We start from the raw sequence: 18612 nt of genomic DNA, 5'->3' as shown, positions 1-18612 counted from the left end.
CGCGCCCGTGGGAAACACCGCCGGCGGTTTGCCGGGCGTGCCGCCCGGCCCAAGGAGCAGACCTCATGTCCAACGAAATCCAGCCCCAAGACAAGCTGGCCGCCAAGAAGGCCGCCGTCCTCGGCGCCAAGAAGACCAGCCGTTCGACCCAGTTCCTCCTCATCGCCGGGTGCGCCGCCCTGGTGATCGGCGGCGGCGTGTTCTTCCTCGGGCGCCAGGGGGCACCGCCGCAAGCCGCGGCGCCTGCCCTGCTGGCCCCGGCCCAGGCCCACGCGGGGGAAGTGAGCCACCCGGCGGCTGACTTCGACGACGGCCGGGCCCGTTTCTACGAGCACCGGACGGAGGGCGGCCCGGTTCTGCGCTACTTCGTCCTCAAGAGCTCCGACGGGGTGATCCGCTCGGCCTTCGACGCCTGCGACGCCTGCTGGCGGGCGGGGAAGGGCTACCGCCAGGACGGCGACGAGATGGTGTGCCAGAACTGCCGGATGCGCTTCCCTTCGGTGAAGGTGATGGAGGTGAAGGGCGGCTGCAACCCGGCGCCCCTGCCCAACCAGGTGCGGGACGGGAAGGTCGTGATCCAGGTGGGCGACATCCTCTCGGGCCGCGGGTACTTCGACTTCCAGCGGGAGGGCTGAGATGACCCTGCGCGACATCGCGTTTCTCAATCTGCGGCGGCGCCGGGCCAAGGCGGGCTTCGTCCTGGCAGGCCTCCTGATCGCCGTGGCCACGGTGGTGGGCCTGGTGACCCTCACCCGGGCCATGACCGACGACGTCTACCACAAGCTCGACCAGTACGGCGCCAACATCCTGGTGGTGCCCCACACCGAGAACCTCTCCCTGACCTACGGCGGGCTCTCCCTGGGAGGGGTCGCCTTCGAGGTGGAGGAGATCCGGGAGGCCGACCTCGCCCGCATCCACACCATCCGAAACGCCGGGAACCTCGCGGCCGTGGGGCCCATGGTGCTGGGGGTGGTGACGGTGAAGGACCAGAAGGCGCTGCTCGCCGGGGTGGACTTCATGGCCTCCCACATCCTCAAGCCGTGGTGGAAGATCCAGGGAGAGGCGCCGCCGGAGAACGGGGTTCTCCTGGGTGCCGACGTGGCCCGGCGCCTGGGCATCGCGGTGGGGGACCGGCTCCAGATCGACGGGTGGGACTTCGCGGTCTCGGGGATCCTGGAGGTCACGGGCTCCCAGGACGACCAGATGGTCTTCACCCACCTGGGCACGGCCCAGTTCGTTCTGGGGAAGGACGGCCGGGTCTCCATGGCCGAGGTGGCGGCGCTTTGCATGGACTGCCCCGTGGACGAGATGGTCGTCCAGATCTCCGAGGTGCTCCCGGGAGCGGACGTGATGGCCATCCAGGCCGTGGTGAAGGGGCGCATGGAGGCCATCGGCCACTTCAAGGCCTTTTCCCTGGGGGTCTCGGCCCTGGTGGTGCTGGTGGGGGGCCTGGTGGTGCTCGTCACCATGACCGGGAGCGTGCGGGAGCGCACGAGCGAGATCGGCATCTTCCGGGCCATCGGCTTCCGGAAGAGCCACGTGGTGCGCATCGTCCTGCTGGAGGCGGGCGTCGTCTCGGCCCTGGCCGGGGTCCTGGGGTACGTGACGGGGCTCGCGGGCACCCGGCTGGCGCTACCCTTCTTCACCGACACCTCGGCAGCCGCCATGCACCACGGCGCCGAGGCCGCCATCGCGGGCGTCCCCCTCGACCCGGTCCTGGCGGCCGGGGCGGTGGGGCTCTCGGTGCTCCTGGGCCTTGTGGCCAGCGCCTACCCGGCGCTCCTGGCCGCCCGCATGGACCCCAACGAGGCCCTGCGGGCGCTCTAACCTCGTCAGACGCGTCGGACGGGACGGTCCGACCGGAGAGAGAAGACCATGAGCTATATCGAAGCGTCGAATCTGGTGAAACAGTATGGCTCCGGAGACGCGGCCGTGTTCGCGGTTCGCGACATGAGCGCGGCCGTGGAGGCGGGGGAGTTCGTGGCGGTCATGGGGGAGTCGGGCTCCGGCAAGTCGACCCTGTTGTCCGTGATGGGCGCCCTGAACACCCCCACCTCGGGGCGGCTCGAGGTGGACGGCATCGACGTGTATGCCCTGGGACCCGAGCAGCGGGCGGACTTTCGCCGGGAGTTCCTGGGTTTCGTCTTCCAGAGCTTCCACCTGATCCCCTACCTGACCCTGTCGGAAAACGTGATGCTCCCCCTGGCGGTGGTCCCGGCGAGCCGGAAGAAGAAGCGGGAGATGGCGGCCGAGGCCCTGGCCCGGGTGGGGCTTGCCGGGAAGGGGGATCGCCTGCCGAGCCAGATCTCCGGCGGGGAGCAGGAGCGGGTGGCCATTGCCCGGGCCATCGTGAACGAGCCGGCCATCCTCTTGGCCGACGAGCCCACGGGGAACCTGGACTCCAAGACCAGCGCCGCCGTCATGGCGCTGCTGGAGAAGCTCAACCGCGAAGGGATGACCATCGTGATGGTCACCCACAGCCCCGAGTGCGCCCGCCACGCCCGGCGGATCCTCCGGGTGGCGGACGGGGTGATCGTGGAAGAGGACCGGCTGGTGCGGCCGGCGGAGGCGTCGGCGTGAGCCGGGGCCGGAAAGGAGCAATCCGATGAAGCGCGTTGCGTGGAGCGCGGTGGGAGCGCTGGCGGTGGCGGCGGTGGCCGTGGGGCTCTGGGGGCAGGGTCTCGCGGGTTCGGGGAGCGTAGGGGAGAGCCCTGCCGCTTCCGCCCGGACCCTCGTCCTCGGGGTGGAGCGCATCACCTGCGGGAGCTGCGAGGCCCGCATCCACTCGGCCCTGGAGGGCCTGCCCGGGGTGCGGGCCGTGGCCGTGGACCTGGCCGCCCGCACCGTCGCCGTGGCGCACGACCCGGAGTCCGCCGACCCCCGGGCCCTGGCCGAGGCCGTCACCCGGGCGGGGTACCCCGCCCGGTTCCTGGGGTACGCCGAAGGGCCCCTCTCCGACGGAGCGCGGTCCGGGCCCGGATCCGCGGCCGCCGGGAAGGGGTGCGGCGGGGGGTGCTGCCCGGGGTGAGAGGGCTGGTGGGCGATGCCCACCCTACGGCTCACCGCTCGAAATCGAAATCGGGATCGGAGTCGGGGTCGATATCGATTTGGGCGGCGCGTTCGAGGGGTAGGGTGGGAACCGCCCACTGAAACGGGCGTGGCCGCTGTGGACAGTCCTCCAAAGAGTTGTAGAGTACTCTCCAACCAAAAGCCCGCAGGCCGGCTGGTGTTTTGAAAGCATTTGATTTTAGAGGCTTTCCCATTCGGCACGCCCATTGCTCGGTGCTTTCACGACGCAACGGCGAAACTCCGCGGGAAGAGAGGCGGCGGCGATGATGGAACGGATGAAGGGGTGGCGGCGTTGGGCCCTCGGGGCCGGGGTGGCGGTGCTCGTCGTGGCCGCCTACCTGGCCGGAAGCGGCCCCCGGGACCGGCACCCGGTAAGCCACAGCGACCATCCGGCCGCCTCCCAGACCGGGGAGGGCGTCGCCCGGGAGACCATCTGGACGTGCGCCATGCACCCCTTCATCCGCCAGCCCGAGCCGGGAAAGTGCCCCATTTGCGGCATGACGCTCGTGCCCGTGGCCGCCGCCGAGGAGGACGCGTCCGAGGACGAGGGCGCGCCCCGGCTCTCCCTGAGCCCCCGGGCCGCGGCCCTCCTGGAGGTTCGAACCTGGCCGGTGGAGCGCCTCTCCGCCCAGGCTTCCCTGCGGCTCTTCGGCCGCATCGAGGCCGACGAGACCCGACTGCGCACCATCTCCGCCTGGGTGGGCGGCCGCATCGAGGAGGTCCACGTGGCCTACACGGGCCGCGAGGTAAAGGCGGGCGAACCCCTGGTCACCCTCTACAGCCCGGAGCTCTTCGCCGCCCAGGAAGAGCTCCTCCAGGCCCGGCGCGTGGCCGCGGAGCTGGAGGCCCGGGGTGCAGGCGCTGGGGGAGACCTGGCGCGGGTGCCCCTGGCCGCGGCCCGGGAGAAGCTCCGGCTCCTGGGGCTCGCCCCCGCCCAGATCGCCCAGGTGGAGAGCCGCGGCACCGTGACCGACCGGATTACGATCCGGGCTCCCGTGGGGGGCGTGGTGCTGGAGCGGATGGCCACCCAGGGGATGTACGTCGAGACGGGGATGCCCCTCTACTCCCTGGCGGACCTGGGGCAGGTGTGGGCGCTCCTGGAGGCCTACGAGGCCGACCTTCCCCGGCTCACTCGGGGCCAGGAGGTGAAGCTCTCGGCCGAGGCCTTCCCGGGGGAGGAGCTCACGGGGACGGTGTCTTTCGTGGACCCCGTGGTGAGCGCCGAGACCCGAACCGCCCGGGTGCGGGTGGAGGCGCCCAACCCCGGCGGCCGACTCAAGCCCGGCATGTTCGTGCGGGCCGCGGTGCACACCGCCCCCGGCGGCCCGGAGGGGCAGGAACGGCCCCTGGTCATCCCCGCCAGCGCGCCGCTGCTCACCGGCAAGCGCGCGGTGGTGTACGTGAAGGTGCCGGGGGCCGAGCGCCCCACCTTCGAGGGGCGCCAGGTCGTGCTGGGGCCCCGTGCCGGCGCGTACTACGAGGTGCGCGAGGGGCTTGCGGAAGGGGAGCTCGTGGTGGCCCACGGGGCGTTCAAGCTCGACAGCGAGCTCCAGATCCGGGGCCTGCCGAGCATGATGGCTCCCGAGGGGGGCGCGCCCCCGGTGCACGACCACGGCGCCGGCCCGGCGCCTGCCCCCGGGGCGCCGGCTGGGGCGCGCGACGAGGTGGAGGAGTTCTTCCGTGACTTCTGACATGGGCCGCGAGGAGCGAGGGGTGGCGACGCCCGACCGCGACACCCTCCTGGGCAAGGTCATCCGCTTCTGCCTCGAGCAGAAGCTGGTGGTCCTCATCGGGATACTGGCCGTGGTCGGCTGGGGCGTGGCGGCGGCGCCGTTCGACTGGAAGATCGGCTGGCTCCCCCGAGACCCCGTGCCCGTGGACGCCATCCCCAATCTGGGCGAGAACCAGCAGATCGTCTTCACCGACTGGCCGGGCCGCTCCCCCCAGGACGTGGAGGAGCAGGTCACCTACCCCCTCACGGTGACGCTCCTGGGCGTGCCGGGGGTCCGGACCATCCGCAGCCTCTCCATGTTCGGGTTCTCCACGATCTTCATCATCTTCGAGGAGGACGTGGAGTTCTACTGGTCGCGCTCGCGCATCCTCGAGCGCCTCTCGAGCCTCCCCGCCGGAAGCCTCCCCGAGGGGGTGCAGCCGGGCCTGGGGCCCGACGCCACGGCGCTCGGCCAGGTCTTCCTCTACACCCTCGAGGGCCGCGACCCCGACGGCAACCCCGCGGGCGGCTGGGACCTCCACGAGGTGCGCTCCGCCCAGGACTGGTACGTGCGCTTCGGTCTGCTGTCGGCCGAAGGGGTGAGCGAGGTCGCCTCCATGGGGGGCTTCGTGCAGGAGTACCAGGTCGACGTGGACCCCGACGCCCTGCGAGCCCACGGGGTGACGCTGACCCAGGTCCTCGATGCGGTGCGGATGAGCAACCTCGACGTGGGGGCCCGCACCACCGAGATCAACCGGGTGGAGTACGTCATCCGGGGCCTGGGGTTCGTGCGCAGCCTCTCCGACCTGGAGGAGGCGGTGGTGCGCACCGGCCCCCGGGAGATCCCCATCCGGGTGCGGGATGTGGCGGTGGTGGGCCTGGGCCCCGCGGAGCGCCGGGGGGTGCTCGACAAGGGGGGCGCCGAGGCCGTGGGGGGCGTGGTGGTCGTGCGGGAGGGGTACAACCCCCTGGAGGCCATCCAGCACGTGAAGGAGAAGGCGGCCGAGATCGCCCCGGGACTCCCCGCCAAGGCCGTGGTGGACTGGGAGAAGGCGGCCAGAGCCGACGTGGAGCGCTTCGCCCGGGAGGCCGGGTTCGAGGCGTTCGTGCCCGGCGCACCGGACCTTGCCCAAGAGGACTGGCTGCGCTGGCTCCGGGCCAACCCCCGGGACACGTGGCCCCCGTGGGTTACCCTGAGCCAACTCGCCATCGTGCCCTTCTACGACCGCACCGGCCTCATCTACGAGACCCTGGGAACCCTCAACGACGCCCTGTACCACGAGATTCTGGTCACCATGATCGTGGTGATCGTGATGATGCTCCACCTGCGGGTCTCCCTCGTGGTGAGCGCCATGCTTCCCCTGACGGTCCTGGCCGGCTTCATCGCCATGAAGGGGTTCGGGGTCGACGCCAACATCGTGGCCCTGGCCGGCATCGCCATCGCCATCGGGACCATCGTCGACATGGGGATCGTGGTGAGCGAGAACGTGGTCAAGCACCTGGAGGAGGCCCCCCCCGAGGAGGATCGGCTCGAGGTGGTGTACCGGGGCGCCAGGGAGGTGGGGTCCGCGGTGGTGACGGCCATCGCCACGACCGTGGTGAGCTTCCTGCCGGTCTTCACCATGACCGGGGCCGAGGGGAAGATGTTCACCCCGCTCGCCTACACGAAGACCTTCGTGCTCCTGGCTTCCGTGGTGGTGGCGGTGACCGTCGTGCCCGCGGCGATGCATCTCCTCGTGGCCCGCCGGGCCGACGCGCGGCGCCACCACAGGGCACTTCTCCTGGCCCTGGGCGCCGCCGGGCTCGGCGTGCTCGGGTGGGGGCTCTCCCGGGGCTGGACCGGGGTGGTGCTGGGGGGGCTCGCCCTCGTGGGGACCTCTGTGTGGAACCTCCACGCCGAAGAAGGAGCCGACTGGGCCCGGCGCTTCGCGCCCCGCAAGGCCGCGGCGGCGGCCGCCTTCACGTCGTTCCAGAAGAAGGCCACCCCCTGGGTCGCCAGCGCGGTCGCGGTGATCCTGGTGGGGTGGGTGCTCACCGCGGCCTGGGAGCCCCTGGGGCCCGAGCGGGGCATGGCCCGCAACCTGGCCTTCGTGGCTGTCGTGATCGGCGGCGTGCTGCTCCTCTTTCGCCTCTTCGAGCGGGCGTACGGCCCCATCCTGCGCTGGTGCCTGGACCACAAGCTGGCGTTCTTGTCCATGCCGCTCCTGCTGCTCCTGACGGGCGCGTGCGTGTGGCTCGGGTTCGACCGGGTGTTCCGGTTCGTGCCGGCTGCAGCCGAAGCGGTGGGGCTCGGAGCCCAGCGCGTGCGCGTCCTGCCCCCTTGGGTCTGGGCTACCCACGCGTTCCCGGGGCTCGGGCGGGAGTTCATGCCTCCCCTGGACGAGGGTTCGTTTCTCTGGATGCCCACCACCATGCCCCACGCCTCCATCGGCGAGGCCGCGGAAGTGCTGAGCCGGCAAAACGAGGCCATCGCCGCGATCCCGGAGGTGGAGTCGGTGGTGGGCAAGGCGGGCCGGGCCGAGAGCGCCCTGGACCCGGCCCCGGTCTCCATGATCGAGACCTACATCGACTACAAGCCCGAGTACGCCACCGACGAGGCGGGCCGGCGGCTGACCTTCGCCTACGACGAGGCCCGGGGGGCCTTCGTCCGGGACGCAACCGGGCAGCTCGTCCCGGATGAGGACGGCCGACCCCACCGGCAGTGGCGGGACCACATCCGCTCCCCCTCCGATATCTGGGACGAGATCGTGCGGGTGGCCCAGATTCCGGGCACCACCACCGCCCCCAAGCTCCAGCCCATCGAGACCCGCCAGGTGATGCTCCAGACCGGGATGCGGGCCGCCATGGGGCTCAAGGTGCGCGCCCCGGATCTCGAGACCCTGGAGCAGGTGGCCATGGAGCTGGAGGGGCTGCTTCGGCGCGCGCCGGGGATCGTGCCGGCCACGGTCAACGCCGACCGGGTGGTGGGAAAACCCTACCTGGAGATCGCCGTCGACCGAAAGGCCATCGCCCGCTTCGGACTCAACGTGATGGACGTCCAGGAGGTGATCTCCTCGGCGATCGGCGGCATGATGCTGACGACAACGGTCGAGGGCCGTGAGCGGTACCCCGTGCGCGTGCGCTACCAGAGGGAGCTGCGCAGCGAGGTGGAAGAACTGGAGAAGGTCCTGGTGGCCGGCATGGGCGGCGTCCAGATCCCGCTGGGGCAGCTCGCGGAGATCCGCTACGTGCGCGGCCCCCAGGAGATCAAGAGCGAAGACACCTTCCTCACGGCCTACGTCACCTTCGGGGGCCAGCCCGGCATCGCCGAGGTGGATGTGGTGGAGGCGGTCCAGGCCCACCTGCGCCGCGCCCTGGAGGCCGGGGAGCTCGTCATCCCCCCCGGGGTGAGCTACGCCTTCGCCGGGAGCTACGAGGCCCAGCTCCGGGCCGCCCGCACCCTGTCCATCGTGATCCCCGTGGCGCTCGGGATCATCTTCCTGATCCTGTACTTCCAGTTCGGCTCGGTGCCCACGACGCTCATCGTGTTCAGCGGGATCGGCGTCGCCTGGGCCGGGGGCTTCGTGCTCCTCTGGCTGTACGGCCAGGAGTGGTTCGGCAACTTCCACTTCTTCGGGGCCCACGTGCGCGAGCTCTTCCAGTTCCGGCCCGTGAACCTGAGCGTCGCGGTGTGGGTGGGGTTCCTGGCCCTCTTCGGCATTGCGGTGGACGACGGGGTGGTGATCGCCACCTACCTCAAGCAGAGCTTCGAGAAGCTGCGCACCGAGACCGTGGCCCAGATCCGGGAGGCCACGGTGGTGGCGGGGCTCCGGCGGTGCCGCCCGTGCCTCATGACCGTGGGGACGACCATCCTGGCCCTGATCCCGGTGCTCACCTCCACCGGCCGGGGAGCGGACCTGATGATCCCCATGGCCATCCCCAGCGTGGGAGGCATGATGTTCGTGCTGATCACCATGTTCACGGTGCCCGTGCTCTACTGCTGGGTCCAGGAGTCAGCCTTGCGGCTGCGGCTTCGGTCCGGCGGCGGGGAGGTGCAGACATGACCTCGAGGCGGCCTCTGCCCGGCGGCATCCCCTCTCGGAACCCCTGTAGGAGCGGGCTTGCCCGCGAATCCGGCCCCAGGCCGGGGGGATCCTTGGGGTGGTTCGCGGCCAGGGCCGCTCCTGCGGCCGTGATCCTCGGCCTGCTCCTGGCCCTCTCGGCGCCCCTCGCCTCCGCCCAGGCGTCCCCCCTCTCCAACGACGAGCTCGAGGCTCGCCTCGCCTCCGGCCCGGCTCTGGCAGACCTGGTGGCCTACGCGGCCCGGGCCAACCCCATGGTGCGCTCCGCCCGCCACGAGTGGCGGGCCGCCGTGGAGCGGCGCCGGGTGGCCACGGGGCTTCCCGACCCGGAGCTCATGGTGGAGCAGGGCAATCCCATGGAAGAGATGTGGATGGGGCGGCTCACCCAGATGGTGCCCTTTCCCGGGAAGCTCTCCCGGGCCGGGGACGTGGCCGAGGCGGATGCCCGGGTGGCCCGCCTCGGCACGGACCGCGCTGCGCGCGAGGTGGCCCTGGAGGTGCGCGAGGCCTTCCACGAGCTCTCCTACGTGCGCAGCGCCCGGGCGGTGATCGCCGGCAACCGGGAGCTCCTGGAGCACCTGCGCACGGTGGCCGAGACGGCCTTCGTCCGGGACCGGGCCACCCTGGTGGACGTGACCCGGGCCCAGTCCCAGCTCGCCCAGCTCCGCTACGACGCGCTGCTCATGGAGGAGCTCCAGGAGACCCTCACCGCCCGGCTCAACGCCGCCCTGGGCCGGCCCCCCGGGGCCCCCCTGGGGCCCCTGGCGCAGGAGCCGCTGCGGCCGCTCGCCTACTCCCTGGAGGAGGTCCACGCCCTGGCCCGGGAGGGCCGCGACGAGGTGCGGATCGCCGAGGCCCGCATCGCCCGGGCCGAAGCCGAGGAGCGCCTCATGGGGTACGAGCGGCTCCCGGACTTCACCGTGGGGCTCCTGCGGGACCCCCTGGACCGGGGCGGGCGCGACTCGGTGGGGCTGATCGCCGGCATGACCCTGCCCCTGTGGCCCGGCAAGAACGCCGGCCGGGTGGCCGAGGCCCGGGCCATGGCCGAGAGCGCCCGGGCCATGCGCGACGGCCAGCTCTACGAGACCAACACCCGGGTGCGGGAGGCCTACTTTCGGCTTCGCAACGCCGAGCGCCTCGTGGCGCTCTACCGCGACGAGCTCCTGCCCCAGGCGGCCAACGCCCTGGCCGTGGCCGAGACCTGGTACCGCCAGGGCCAGGGGAGCTTCTCGGACTTCGCCGAGACCCAGGCCGTGCACTACAACTTCCAGCTCGCCCTGGCCCGGGCCTCGTCGGACTACGGCACGGCGCTGGCCCGCCTGGAGCGCCTCGCCGGCCGGGACCTCACGGCCCGCCAAGAGACGGCGGGAGAGGAGGCGTCGCGATGACGCGCGCGGTTGGGTTCGCGACCTTCCTCGGTCCCGCGCTCCTGCTCCTAGGAGCTTTGCCGGCGCAAGCCGGCTACCGGGACCTCCTGCGGGAGTGGGAGGACTACGAGGCGCCAGCCGCGGTTCGTCCGGCGCCCGCCCCGCCAGGAGACGCCTTCCCGGCGCCCAAGGAGGACCCCCTGCGCGCCGAGCTGGCGCGGCTGGCCGAGGCCCGCGCCGGGTGGGAGGCGGCTCTGGCGGCGCCGGATCCGCGGCTCTCCTTCTTTGCCCCCCACGCCGACCGGGTCCAGCGCCTGGCCCCCCTTTCCGCCGACCCGGAGCGCGCGGCCGCGGCCCTGGCGGGGGACTTTCCCCTGGAAGACCTGGAGGTCCTGGCCCTCCTGCGCAATCCGGGCGCCGGGGCCCGGGAGCGGGAGTTTCGGGCCTCCCTGGAGGCCTTCGGGCAGGTGGCGAGCCTGGAGGCGCTGCTGCGCCAGTACTCCGTGCTCACCGCCGGCCTCATGACCGGGGCCGGCGCCATGGAGGATCCGGACAGCCCCGCGCTCGCCTTCCCCTTCCCGGGCCTCGCGGCCCTGAAGGGCCAGATCGCCGGACGGGAGGCCGCCGCCGCCTGGGAGGCCCTGGAGGCCGCCCGGCGCGACGCGGTCACGGGGGCCCGGCGCGCCGCCTGGGAGCTCGGGTACCTGGACCGCGCCGGGGCCCTCACCCGCGAGATGCTCGACCTCCTGGACCAACTGCGCCGGGCAGCGGCGGCCCGGTACGCCGCCGGCGACGCGAGCTTCTCCGAAGTTCTGCGGGCCGAGATCGAGGTGGAGAAGGTGCGCGAGGAGCTCGCCACCCTCGCGGAGGAGCGGCGAAACGCCGAGGCCGAGGTGGGCGAGCTCCTGGGTCTGGCCCCCGGCACCCGGGTGGGCACCCCCATCCTTCCCGAGGACCGGGGCGCGGCACCTGCCCCGGAGGCCCTCTACCCCCTGGCCCGGGAGCGCCGGCAGGAGCTGCGGCGGATGCGGGCCATGGTGGGGCAGATGGAGCGCATGATCGAGATGGCCGAGACCATGGTCTATCCGCGGTTCCACCTGGACCTGTCCTTCTACCGCCGGGACGAGATCTCCCGGGCGGGGGCCGGCGGGGCCATGGGCATGGGGAGCGGCGAGCCCCGGGCCTTCCCCGAGGCCACGGAGGCCGCCACGGGGGCCGGGCTGCCGCTGCGGCCCTGGTACGGCACCCAGGAGGCGTACCTGCGGGAGGCCCGCCAGCGCCTCGCCGCCCTGGAGAAGGAGCTGGCGATGGAAGAGGCCTCCGCGGCGCTCCGGGTGCGGGAGGCGTGGTTCGCCCTGGACCGGGCCCTGCGGGAGGAGGCCCTCTACGCCGACCGGGTGCTGCCCCTCACCCGGGCCGCCCTGGAGGCGGCCGCGCGGGGTTACAGCGCGGGCAAGGTGATGTTCGCCGATGCCCTCATGAGCTACGGTGGCTGGCTCGAAGCCCAGCTCGCCCGGGAGCGCCGCCGGGCCGACGCCGGCCGGGCCCGGGCGGACCTGGAGGCCGCGGTGGGAACATCGGGAAGGACGGACGATGAAGGACGAAGGACGAACCCGTAGGAGCGGCCCTGGCCGCGCACATTCCTCTTCGCGAGAAGCACAGGAGAAAACCATGCAGACGATCCTGAAAAAGACGACCGGCACCCTCTTCGCCCTGGCCCTGCTCTCGGCCTCCCCGGCCATCGCCCAGATGCAGCACGGGGCGGGCCACGGGGGCGGGCACGGGGCGGCCCCCGGGGCCGGCGCCGCGCCCGGGGAGCGGCACGGGGACTTGATCCGCGAGTCCACCGTGGAGGGCTACGCCCTCGCGTACCACCTCATCGACAACGCGGCCCAGATGCAGGCGGCGGGGGTCGAGATGAAGGGCCACGACATGAGCCAGATGAAGTCCCACCACCTGATGGTCTATCTCGCGGCCCCCGGCGGGACGCCGGCGGCCGGGGCGCGGGTCGGCTACCTCGTCCGGGGGCCCGGCGGGAGCGAGCAGAAGACGATGGCCGCCTTCATGGACGGCGGCTACGGGGCCGACCTGGAGCTCAAGACCCCGGGCACCTACGAGATCACCACCCGGGCGGTGGACGGGGGCAAGAACCTGGTGGACACCTTCGCCTACGAGGTGCGGTAGCGGCCACCAAAGGGAAGCTTGGGCGGCGCCCCGGGGACGGCGGGGCGGATCAAGCTCGCAGGGGCGGCGCATGATGCGTCGCCCCTGCGTCGATATTTCCCTGTACCACGAGGCGGAGAGCGATCTGCCGACGATCTTCCCAGCCGCGGCCCGGCTGGCCTGCCTGCCCTTCCCGTGCCCGGCTTGACGAGGCCGACTCTCGACCTAGGCTGGGGGCCGCAGGTTTGGGCGGCACGACGCGACCCGCCCGGGCCGTGGTCCGTCCCGCAACGGGGCGGGATCGAGGGGCGCCAAGCGGCGGTGCGGGAGCCTTGCCTGCCGAGGGCTGGCTGTCCGGATCGCCATGGGGTGACTCGGGCTCCCGGAAGGGCTCGCTCCCCCCGAAACGAAGCCCGTTGCCATTCCAGGGAGGTATCGCCGTGACAAGAAGAAGAGCCGGTGCCCTGCTGGTGACGCTGGTGTGTCTCGCCGTGTCCGCCCCACCCCTCGCCGCCGAGGAACCCAAGTACGAGCTGAAGTCCCCGGCCGCGACCCTCCAAGACGTGCTGCTGGAGAACCACGGCAAGCGGGTGATCGTGCACTTGGAGTCCGGCGAGGCGATCGAGGGTACGGTGACCACGGTGGGGGATATCGTGGTGCATCTTGCCAAGGTCGCCGGAAGGGACTTCTACGACGCCGTGGTGCGTATGGACCGGATCAGCGCGGTCGTGTTCAAGGTTCGCAGCAAGTAGACGCCGGCTTTCCGGGGATGCGACGTTCGGTTGCGGTCCGCCCAGTGGCAGGAGGAATCCATGAGCATCCGATTCTGGCTGTTTGCGGTGGTCAGCTCGGCGGCCGCGCTCCTTTCGGGCTGCGGGTACAATGCCATTCAGGCCAACGAAGAGGCGGTGAAAGCAGCGTGGGGAGACGTGGAGTCGGCCTACCAGCGTCGCCTGGATCTCATTCCCAACCTCGTGACGGTCGTTCGTTCCTATGCGAGCCACGAAAGGGAGACTCTCCTCGCCGTGACCGAGGCCCGCGCAAGGGCGGCCGAGGTGAAACTCTCGAGCGCCATGCTCGAGGATCCCCAGGCGCTGGCGAAGTTCCAGCAGGCCCAGGGCGAGCTCGGCAGCTCTTTGTCCCGGCTCATGGTCGTGGTGGAGCGGTATCCCGATCTCAAAGCGAGTCAGAATTTTCTGGACCTTCAAAACCAGCTGGAGGGAACGGAGAACCGGATCCATGTGGCGCGCTCCCGGTACAACGCGGCAGTGGAGAAATTCAACACGTCCATTCGAGTATTTCCGAACAACCTCACCAACAAGTATCTGCTGCACTTGAAGCTGAAGGAATCGTTTGCGGCCGACGAGGGCGCGGCAAGAGCGCCCAGGGTCGATCTGTAAGGGGCGGCACAACGTACGAAATTCCAGGGGTCATCCGGATTTGGCGTGATGAAATACAACCTGACCGCACAGGAGAAGGAGCACCTGGAACGGCGCACCGCCGAGGCCGAGGAGCGTACCGGGGCACAGATCGTGTTGGCGGTGATCGAGCGCAGCGATGCCTATCCCGAGTTGCCCTGGAAGGCCTTTGCCCTGGGGGCGTCCGTGGGCGGGCTCGCCGCCGTGGTGCTGGAGCTGTTGCAGCCGGAGTGGTTTTCCTTCCCGGGGGGGCTTGGCGCCGTGATCCTGGCGCTGGGCGCCGGCGCGGCGTGCGCTTTCGGGGCCGTTGTCCTGCCCGGCTTCGCGCGCTTCTTCCTCGACGGGAACCGGGCCGAGATGGAGACCCGCCAATACGCCGAGTCCCTGTTTCTCTCCCGCGAGCTGTTCGCCACGCGGGGGCGGCGGGGCGTCTTGGTGCTCGTCAGCCTCTTCGAGCATCGCGTGGTGGTGCTCCCGGATCGGGGACTGGGGGAACGCCTGGACGCGCAAGCGCGGCGGGAGATCATCGCCCCCATGACCGCGGCCCTGGCGGCCGGGCGGGTGGGCAGCGCTCTGGAACAAGGGCTGACCGGCGTGGAGAAGGTCCTCGGACCCACCGGGACCGGGCAAGGGGGTGAGAACGAGCTTCCGGACGGGCTCATCGAGGAACGCGGACCATGAGTGCCCTGGTGTGGTCCTTCGTGGTCTGCGTCTGGCTCCTTGTGCCCCTTGGCGTGACCGCCGCGGACGTCCCCTATCTCTCCGGCCGCGTGAACGATGAGGCGGAAATCCTCTCCGAGGGCGTGCGCCGCGGCCTCTCCCAGCGCCTTCGGGAGCACGAGGAGCGCACCGGCAACCAGATCGCGGTCCTCACCGTTCCGACCCTGGGCGGCGAGAGCATCGAGGACTATGCGGTGCGGGTCTTCGAGGCCTGGAAGCTCGGACAGGCGGGCAAGGACAACGGAGTGCTCGTGGTCGTGGTGCCCCAGGACCGGCGCATGCGCATCGAGGTGGGGTACGGCCTGGAGCCCACGCTCACCGACCTGCTGGCCGGCAGAATCATTCGCACGTTCATGACGCCGCGCTTCAAGGCCGCAGACTACGACGGCGGCGTCGAGGCGGGGGTGAACGCCATCGTCCAGGTGCTGGAGCAGGGGGCGACCGCCGAGCTGCTCGCGGAGGGCGGGGCGGAGGAGCGGATTGCGCCCGCGAGCGGCCTCGACGTGCCGGACATGCCGATTGCGCTGCGGATCCTCATCGGCGCGTTCATCTTCGGCATCATCGGGCTGTTTACCGTGCTCGGCGTGCTGACTCCGGGCATGGGGTGGTTCCTCTACTTCTTCCTGATTCCCTTCTGGGCGATGTTTCCCATCGTGGTCCTCGGCACCACCGGAACGCTGGTCGTCCTGATCCTGTACCTGGTGGGCTATCCCATTGCCAAGCTGATGGTTCGGGACAAGCCCTGGTACAAGAAGGCGCAGGTGGATCTGCGGCAGAAGGGACGCGCCCGGATCGGCGGGTTCACCGTGTCCTCGGGAGGCTCCGGGGGCGGTTGGAGCTCGGGGAGCAGGAGCGGCGGTTTCTCCGGAGGCGGAGGCGGCTCCGGGGGCGGCGGCGCATCCGGAAGCTGGTAGGCCGGGATCGTGTGCGTCTGCGCGTTCAGAGGATCTGGCTCAGGAAGAGCCGGGTACGCTCGTGCCGGGGGTGGTCGAAGAACTCCTCGGGGGTGTTCTCCTCCACGATCTCGCCGAAGTCCATGAAGAGCACCCGGTGGGCCACGCTCTTGGCGAAGCCCATCTCGTGGGTTACCACAAGCATGGTCATGCCCTCCTCGGCCAGGCTGATCATCACATCCAAGACCTCCTTGACCATCTCCGGATCCAGGGCCGAGGTGGGCTCATCGAAGAGCATGACCTTGGGCTTCATGCACAGGCTGCGGGCGATGGCGACGCGCTGCTGCTGCCCGCCCGAGAGCTGGCCGGGGTACTTCCGGGCCTGCTCGGCGATGTGCACCTTCTCCAGGAAGGCCATCGCGGTCTCCTCGGCCTGCCTGCGGGGCGTCTTGCGGACCCAGATGGGGCCCAGGGTGAGGTTCTCCAGGATGGTGAGGTGCGGGAAGAGGTTGAAGTGCTGGAACACCATCCCCACCTCCATCCGGACCTTCTCGATGTTCTTCACGTCGTTGGTGAGCTCGATGCCGTCCACCACGATCCGGCCCTTCTGGTGCTCCTCGAGGCGGTTGATGCACCGGATCAGGGTGGACTTGCCCGATCCCGAGGGCCCGCAGATCACGATGCGCTCGCCCCGCTGGACCGTGAGGTCGATGTCGCTGAGCACGTGGAACTCGCCGAACCACTTGTGCATCCCGGTGATCTCGATGATCGGGCCGGCGGCCACGGCGGCCCCGGCGGGGGTATCGGGTTCCATGAGGTCTCCGGGGGGCTCAGTGGCCCCGATGAAGCTCCCGCTCGAGCCGGCGGCTGTAGCTGGACATGGCCCAGCAGCACGCGAAGTAGACCAGTGCAAGGAAGATGTAGGCCTCTCGGCTGAAGCCCATCCAGCTGGGGTTGGACAGGGTCGACTGGGTGGTCTTGAGGAGGTCGTACAGGGCGATGATGACCACGAGGGAGGTGTCCTTGAAGGCCGAGATGAGGACGCCCACCGTGGGCGGAATCACGATCTTGAGGGCCTGGGGCAGCACCACGAGCCGCATCGACCGGGGGTAGTCGAGCCCCAGGGAGTCGGCCGCCTCGTACTGTCCCCGGGGAATGGCCTGGAGTCCGCCGCGCACCACCTCGGCAATGTAGGCCGCGGTAAAGAGGATGATGGCCGCCTGGGCTCGTAGGATCTTGTTGACCGTGATGCCTTCGGGCAGAAAGAGGGGGAACATCACCGAGGACATGAAGAGCAGGCTGATCAGGGGTACGCCCCGGATCAGCTCGATGTAGACCACGCACATGCTCCGGATCGCCGGCATGGTCGAGCGCCGCCCCAGGGCCAGGACGACGCCGAGGGGGTACGCGGCCACCATGCCGAACACGGCCAGGAGCAGGGTCAGGGGCAGCCCGCTCCAGAGTTCGGTCTCCACTGCCGCCAGGCCAAGCACTCCGCCCCGCATCAGGACGCCCATGGCCACGAGCCCCCCTGCCCAGAGATAGCCTAGCCCCCGGTTCCAGTGCCGCCGGTCCCGGCTCCAGAAAAGGAGCGCCAGGAGCAAGGCCATGGCCGTCGCCGGCCGCCACTGCTCGGCCTGGGGATAGAAACCGAAGAGGATGAAGCGCAGGTTGGCCGGGATGACCGACCAGCACGCTCCGGTCCCCAGGCGGCACTCGGCGCCGGTAGAGGTCCAGAAGCTCTCCACGAACGCCCAGCGCACGAGTGGCGGCACCACCTTCCACAGGAAGTAGAGGGTGGCAAACGTCAAGAGCGCGTTGAACCAGGAGCTGAACAGATTGGTCCGCACCCACCCCAGTGCCCCCACCCGGGTCACGGGCGGCCTGAGGTGCTCCCGCTGCCTCCCCTGCGTCTGGCTCGCTCCTGTCATGGCCCGCCTACCGCTCCACCAGGGCGATCTTGCGGTTGTACCAGTTCATGAAGGCCGAGGTGCTCAAGCTGAAGAAGAGATACACCACCATGATCAGGGCCACGCCCTCGATGGCCTGGCCGGTCTGATTGATGGCGGTGTTGGCCACGGACACGAAGTCCGGGTAGCCGATGGCCACGGCCAGCGAGCTGTTCTTGGTCAGGTTGAGCATCTGGCTGGTCAGCGGAGGAACGATGACCCGCAGGGCCTGGGGCAGGATCACCAGGTTGAGCACATGGCCGGGCCTCAGACCGATGGACAGGGCTGCCTCCCGCTGGCCCTTGCCCACGGACTGGATGCCGGCGCGCACGATCTCGGCGACGAAGGCCGATGTGTAGAGTACGAGTCCCAGGAGCAGGGCCGAGAACTCCGGCGACACGGTCACGCCGCCCCGGAAGTTGAACCCGGCGAGGTGGGGCACGTCCATGGCCGCGGGTGCCCCGTAGGCGACCCAGACCAGGCCCGGGACGCCCAGGAGGAGCGCCAGCGAGGCCTGCACCACGGGGAAGGCGCGTCCGGTGCGGTCCTGGCGCCGATAGGCCCAGCGCCGCAGGGTCCATACCCCGGCGCAGGCCGCCAGGAACGCCCATCCCATGGTCGGGAAGGCGGGGTGGGCGGCCGGGATCCCGAAGATCAGGCCCCGGTTGCACAGGAATACCCCGGGCAGGGGGTTCAGGGCCTCGCGGGGGCCGGGGAAGCTCTCGTAGAAGAGGGCGTACCAGAAGAAGAGCTGCAAGAGCACGGGGACATCTTGCAGGACCTCGATGTACGCCGCGGCCAGGCGCGATACCAGCCAGTTGGCGGACAGGCGGGCGATCCCGACGAGGGTTCCGAGGAGGGTGCAGAGGGCGATCCCGAGGGCCGCGACCTTGACCGTGTTGAGGGCCCCCACCAGGAGGGCGCGCGCGTACGAGTCTGCGGCCGAGTAGGAGATGATCTTCTCGCCGATCTCGAAGGAAGCCTCTCTGGCGAGGAAGCCAAACCCCGTGGCGATGCTCTGGCGCTGCAGGTTGGCCTGGGTATTGGTGAACAGGTAGTAGCCGATGCCCCCCACGGCCAGAAGGGCCAGGGCCTGGAAGGCGATGGCGCGCTTGGCGGCGTCGCGCCAGAAGGGGACCGCAGCCGGCCTCGGGTCGGCGGCGCAGAGGGCTCCGCGTCGGCTCATCCGTGGGCGTCCCGGCTCGGGGGGCGGTGTGGGGGGGGGGGGGGCCCCCACCCCCCCCCCCCCCCCCCCCCCCCC

The 18612-nt window shown here is 70.8% G+C and carries 16 protein-coding genes; 13 read left to right on the top strand and 3 right to left on the bottom strand.

What is annotated here, in order from left to right; all coding sequences use genetic code 11:
- Positions 1 to 65: 65 nt before the first annotated feature.
- From AB1578_01885 to AB1578_01825, 13 genes are all read left to right on the top strand, one after another.
- Positions 66 to 635, top strand: a complete 570-nt coding sequence (locus tag AB1578_01885) for a DUF2318 domain-containing protein (protein ID MEW6486649.1) — start codon at positions 66 to 68, stop codon at positions 633 to 635.
- A 1-nt stretch (position 636) separates the two neighbouring features.
- On the top strand, positions 637 to 1827 hold the full coding sequence (locus AB1578_01880; protein ID MEW6486648.1) for an FtsX-like permease family protein: 1191 nt from the start codon (positions 637 to 639) through the stop codon (positions 1825 to 1827).
- A 48-nt stretch (positions 1828 to 1875) separates the two neighbouring features.
- Positions 1876 to 2580, top strand: a complete 705-nt coding sequence (locus AB1578_01875) for an ABC transporter ATP-binding protein (protein ID MEW6486647.1) — start codon at positions 1876 to 1878, stop codon at positions 2578 to 2580.
- Between the two features lie 25 nt (positions 2581 to 2605).
- Positions 2606 to 3028: a heavy-metal-associated domain-containing protein gene (locus tag AB1578_01870; protein MEW6486646.1), complete on the top strand. Its 423-nt coding sequence runs from the start codon at positions 2606 to 2608 to the stop codon at positions 3026 to 3028.
- Between the two features lie 304 nt (positions 3029 to 3332).
- Positions 3333 to 4760, top strand: coding sequence for an efflux RND transporter periplasmic adaptor subunit (locus tag AB1578_01865; GenBank protein MEW6486645.1), 1428 nt, complete (start codon positions 3333 to 3335; stop codon positions 4758 to 4760).
- A 1-nt stretch (position 4761) separates the two neighbouring features.
- The gene (locus AB1578_01860; protein ID MEW6486644.1) at positions 4762 to 8823 is read left to right on the top strand and encodes an efflux RND transporter permease subunit; all 4062 of its coding nucleotides are present in this window, start codon (positions 4762 to 4764) and stop codon (positions 8821 to 8823) included.
- Between the two features lie 92 nt (positions 8824 to 8915).
- A complete protein-coding gene (locus AB1578_01855; protein ID MEW6486643.1) occupies positions 8916 to 10229 on the top strand; it encodes a TolC family protein in 1314 nt (437 codons plus the stop codon).
- Entirely contained in the window at positions 10226 to 11827 is a 1602-nt protein-coding gene (locus AB1578_01850) for a TolC family protein (GenBank protein MEW6486642.1), read from the top strand. The genes AB1578_01855 and AB1578_01850 overlap by 4 nt, the downstream gene beginning before the upstream one ends.
- 52 nt (positions 11828 to 11879) lie before the next feature.
- A complete protein-coding gene (locus tag AB1578_01845; GenBank protein ID MEW6486641.1) occupies positions 11880 to 12392 on the top strand; it encodes a hypothetical protein in 513 nt (170 codons plus the stop codon).
- A gap of 419 nt (positions 12393 to 12811) precedes the next feature.
- Positions 12812 to 13123 carry a hypothetical protein gene (locus AB1578_01840; protein ID MEW6486640.1) on the top strand — a complete coding sequence of 104 codons (312 nt, stop codon included), beginning with the start codon at positions 12812 to 12814 and terminating at the stop codon, positions 13121 to 13123.
- 60 nt (positions 13124 to 13183) lie between these two features.
- Positions 13184 to 13771, top strand: a complete 588-nt coding sequence (locus AB1578_01835; GenBank protein MEW6486639.1) for a LemA family protein — start codon at positions 13184 to 13186, stop codon at positions 13769 to 13771.
- Positions 13772 to 13819: 48 nt separating this feature from the next.
- Entirely contained in the window at positions 13820 to 14470 is a 651-nt protein-coding gene (locus tag AB1578_01830; GenBank protein MEW6486638.1) for a hypothetical protein, read from the top strand.
- A complete protein-coding gene (locus AB1578_01825; GenBank protein MEW6486637.1) occupies positions 14467 to 15423 on the top strand; it encodes a TPM domain-containing protein in 957 nt (318 codons plus the stop codon). The genes AB1578_01830 and AB1578_01825 overlap by 4 nt, the downstream gene beginning before the upstream one ends.
- A gap of 25 nt (positions 15424 to 15448) precedes the next feature.
- Here the strand turns inward: AB1578_01825 and AB1578_01820 are convergent, their stop codons facing one another.
- The 3 genes from AB1578_01820 to AB1578_01810 are packed head-to-tail and all read right to left on the bottom strand — an operon-like array spanning position 15449 to position 18537.
- Positions 15449 to 16216, bottom strand: coding sequence for an amino acid ABC transporter ATP-binding protein (locus tag AB1578_01820; protein MEW6486636.1), 768 nt, complete (start codon positions 16214 to 16216; stop codon positions 15449 to 15451).
- A gap of 16 nt (positions 16217 to 16232) precedes the next feature.
- A complete protein-coding gene (locus AB1578_01815) occupies positions 16233 to 17333 on the bottom strand; it encodes an amino acid ABC transporter permease (protein MEW6486635.1) in 1101 nt (366 codons plus the stop codon).
- A gap of 7 nt (positions 17334 to 17340) precedes the next feature.
- The gene (locus AB1578_01810; GenBank protein ID MEW6486634.1) at positions 17341 to 18537 is read right to left on the bottom strand and encodes an amino acid ABC transporter permease; all 1197 of its coding nucleotides are present in this window, start codon (positions 18535 to 18537) and stop codon (positions 17341 to 17343) included.
- Between the last annotated feature and the right edge of the window lie 75 nt (positions 18538 to 18612).

The sequence above is a fragment of the Thermodesulfobacteriota bacterium genome (assembly GCA_040756475.1).
GTDB lineage: Bacteria > Desulfobacterota > Deferrisomatia > Deferrisomatales > JACRMM01 > JBFLZB01.
The sequence above is the reverse complement of the archived record's forward strand: the minus strand, read 5'-3'. Positions and strand labels throughout refer to the sequence as shown.

Coding starts and splice junctions, on each gene's coding strand:
- AB1578_01845 (MEW6486641.1), top strand. CDS start 11,880: ATGCAGACGATCCTGAAAAAGACGACCGGCACCCTCTTCGCCCTGGCC.
- AB1578_01850 (MEW6486642.1), top strand. CDS start 10,226: ATGACGCGCGCGGTTGGGTTCGCGACCTTCCTCGGTCCCGCGCTCCTG.
- AB1578_01820 (MEW6486636.1), bottom strand. CDS start 16,216: ATGGAACCCGATACCCCCGCCGGGGCCGCCGTGGCCGCCGGCCCGATC.
- AB1578_01865 (MEW6486645.1), top strand. CDS start 3,333: ATGATGGAACGGATGAAGGGGTGGCGGCGTTGGGCCCTCGGGGCCGGG.
- AB1578_01885 (MEW6486649.1), top strand. CDS start 66: ATGTCCAACGAAATCCAGCCCCAAGACAAGCTGGCCGCCAAGAAGGCC.
- AB1578_01815 (MEW6486635.1), bottom strand. CDS start 17,333: ATGACAGGAGCGAGCCAGACGCAGGGGAGGCAGCGGGAGCACCTCAGG.
- AB1578_01830 (MEW6486638.1), top strand. CDS start 13,820: ATGAAATACAACCTGACCGCACAGGAGAAGGAGCACCTGGAACGGCGC.
- AB1578_01870 (MEW6486646.1), top strand. CDS start 2,606: ATGAAGCGCGTTGCGTGGAGCGCGGTGGGAGCGCTGGCGGTGGCGGCG.
- AB1578_01810 (MEW6486634.1), bottom strand. CDS start 18,537: ATGAGCCGACGCGGAGCCCTCTGCGCCGCCGACCCGAGGCCGGCTGCG.
- AB1578_01825 (MEW6486637.1), top strand. CDS start 14,467: ATGAGTGCCCTGGTGTGGTCCTTCGTGGTCTGCGTCTGGCTCCTTGTG.
- AB1578_01875 (MEW6486647.1), top strand. CDS start 1,876: ATGAGCTATATCGAAGCGTCGAATCTGGTGAAACAGTATGGCTCCGGA.
- AB1578_01860 (MEW6486644.1), top strand. CDS start 4,762: ATGGGCCGCGAGGAGCGAGGGGTGGCGACGCCCGACCGCGACACCCTC.
- AB1578_01835 (MEW6486639.1), top strand. CDS start 13,184: ATGAGCATCCGATTCTGGCTGTTTGCGGTGGTCAGCTCGGCGGCCGCG.
- AB1578_01880 (MEW6486648.1), top strand. CDS start 637: ATGACCCTGCGCGACATCGCGTTTCTCAATCTGCGGCGGCGCCGGGCC.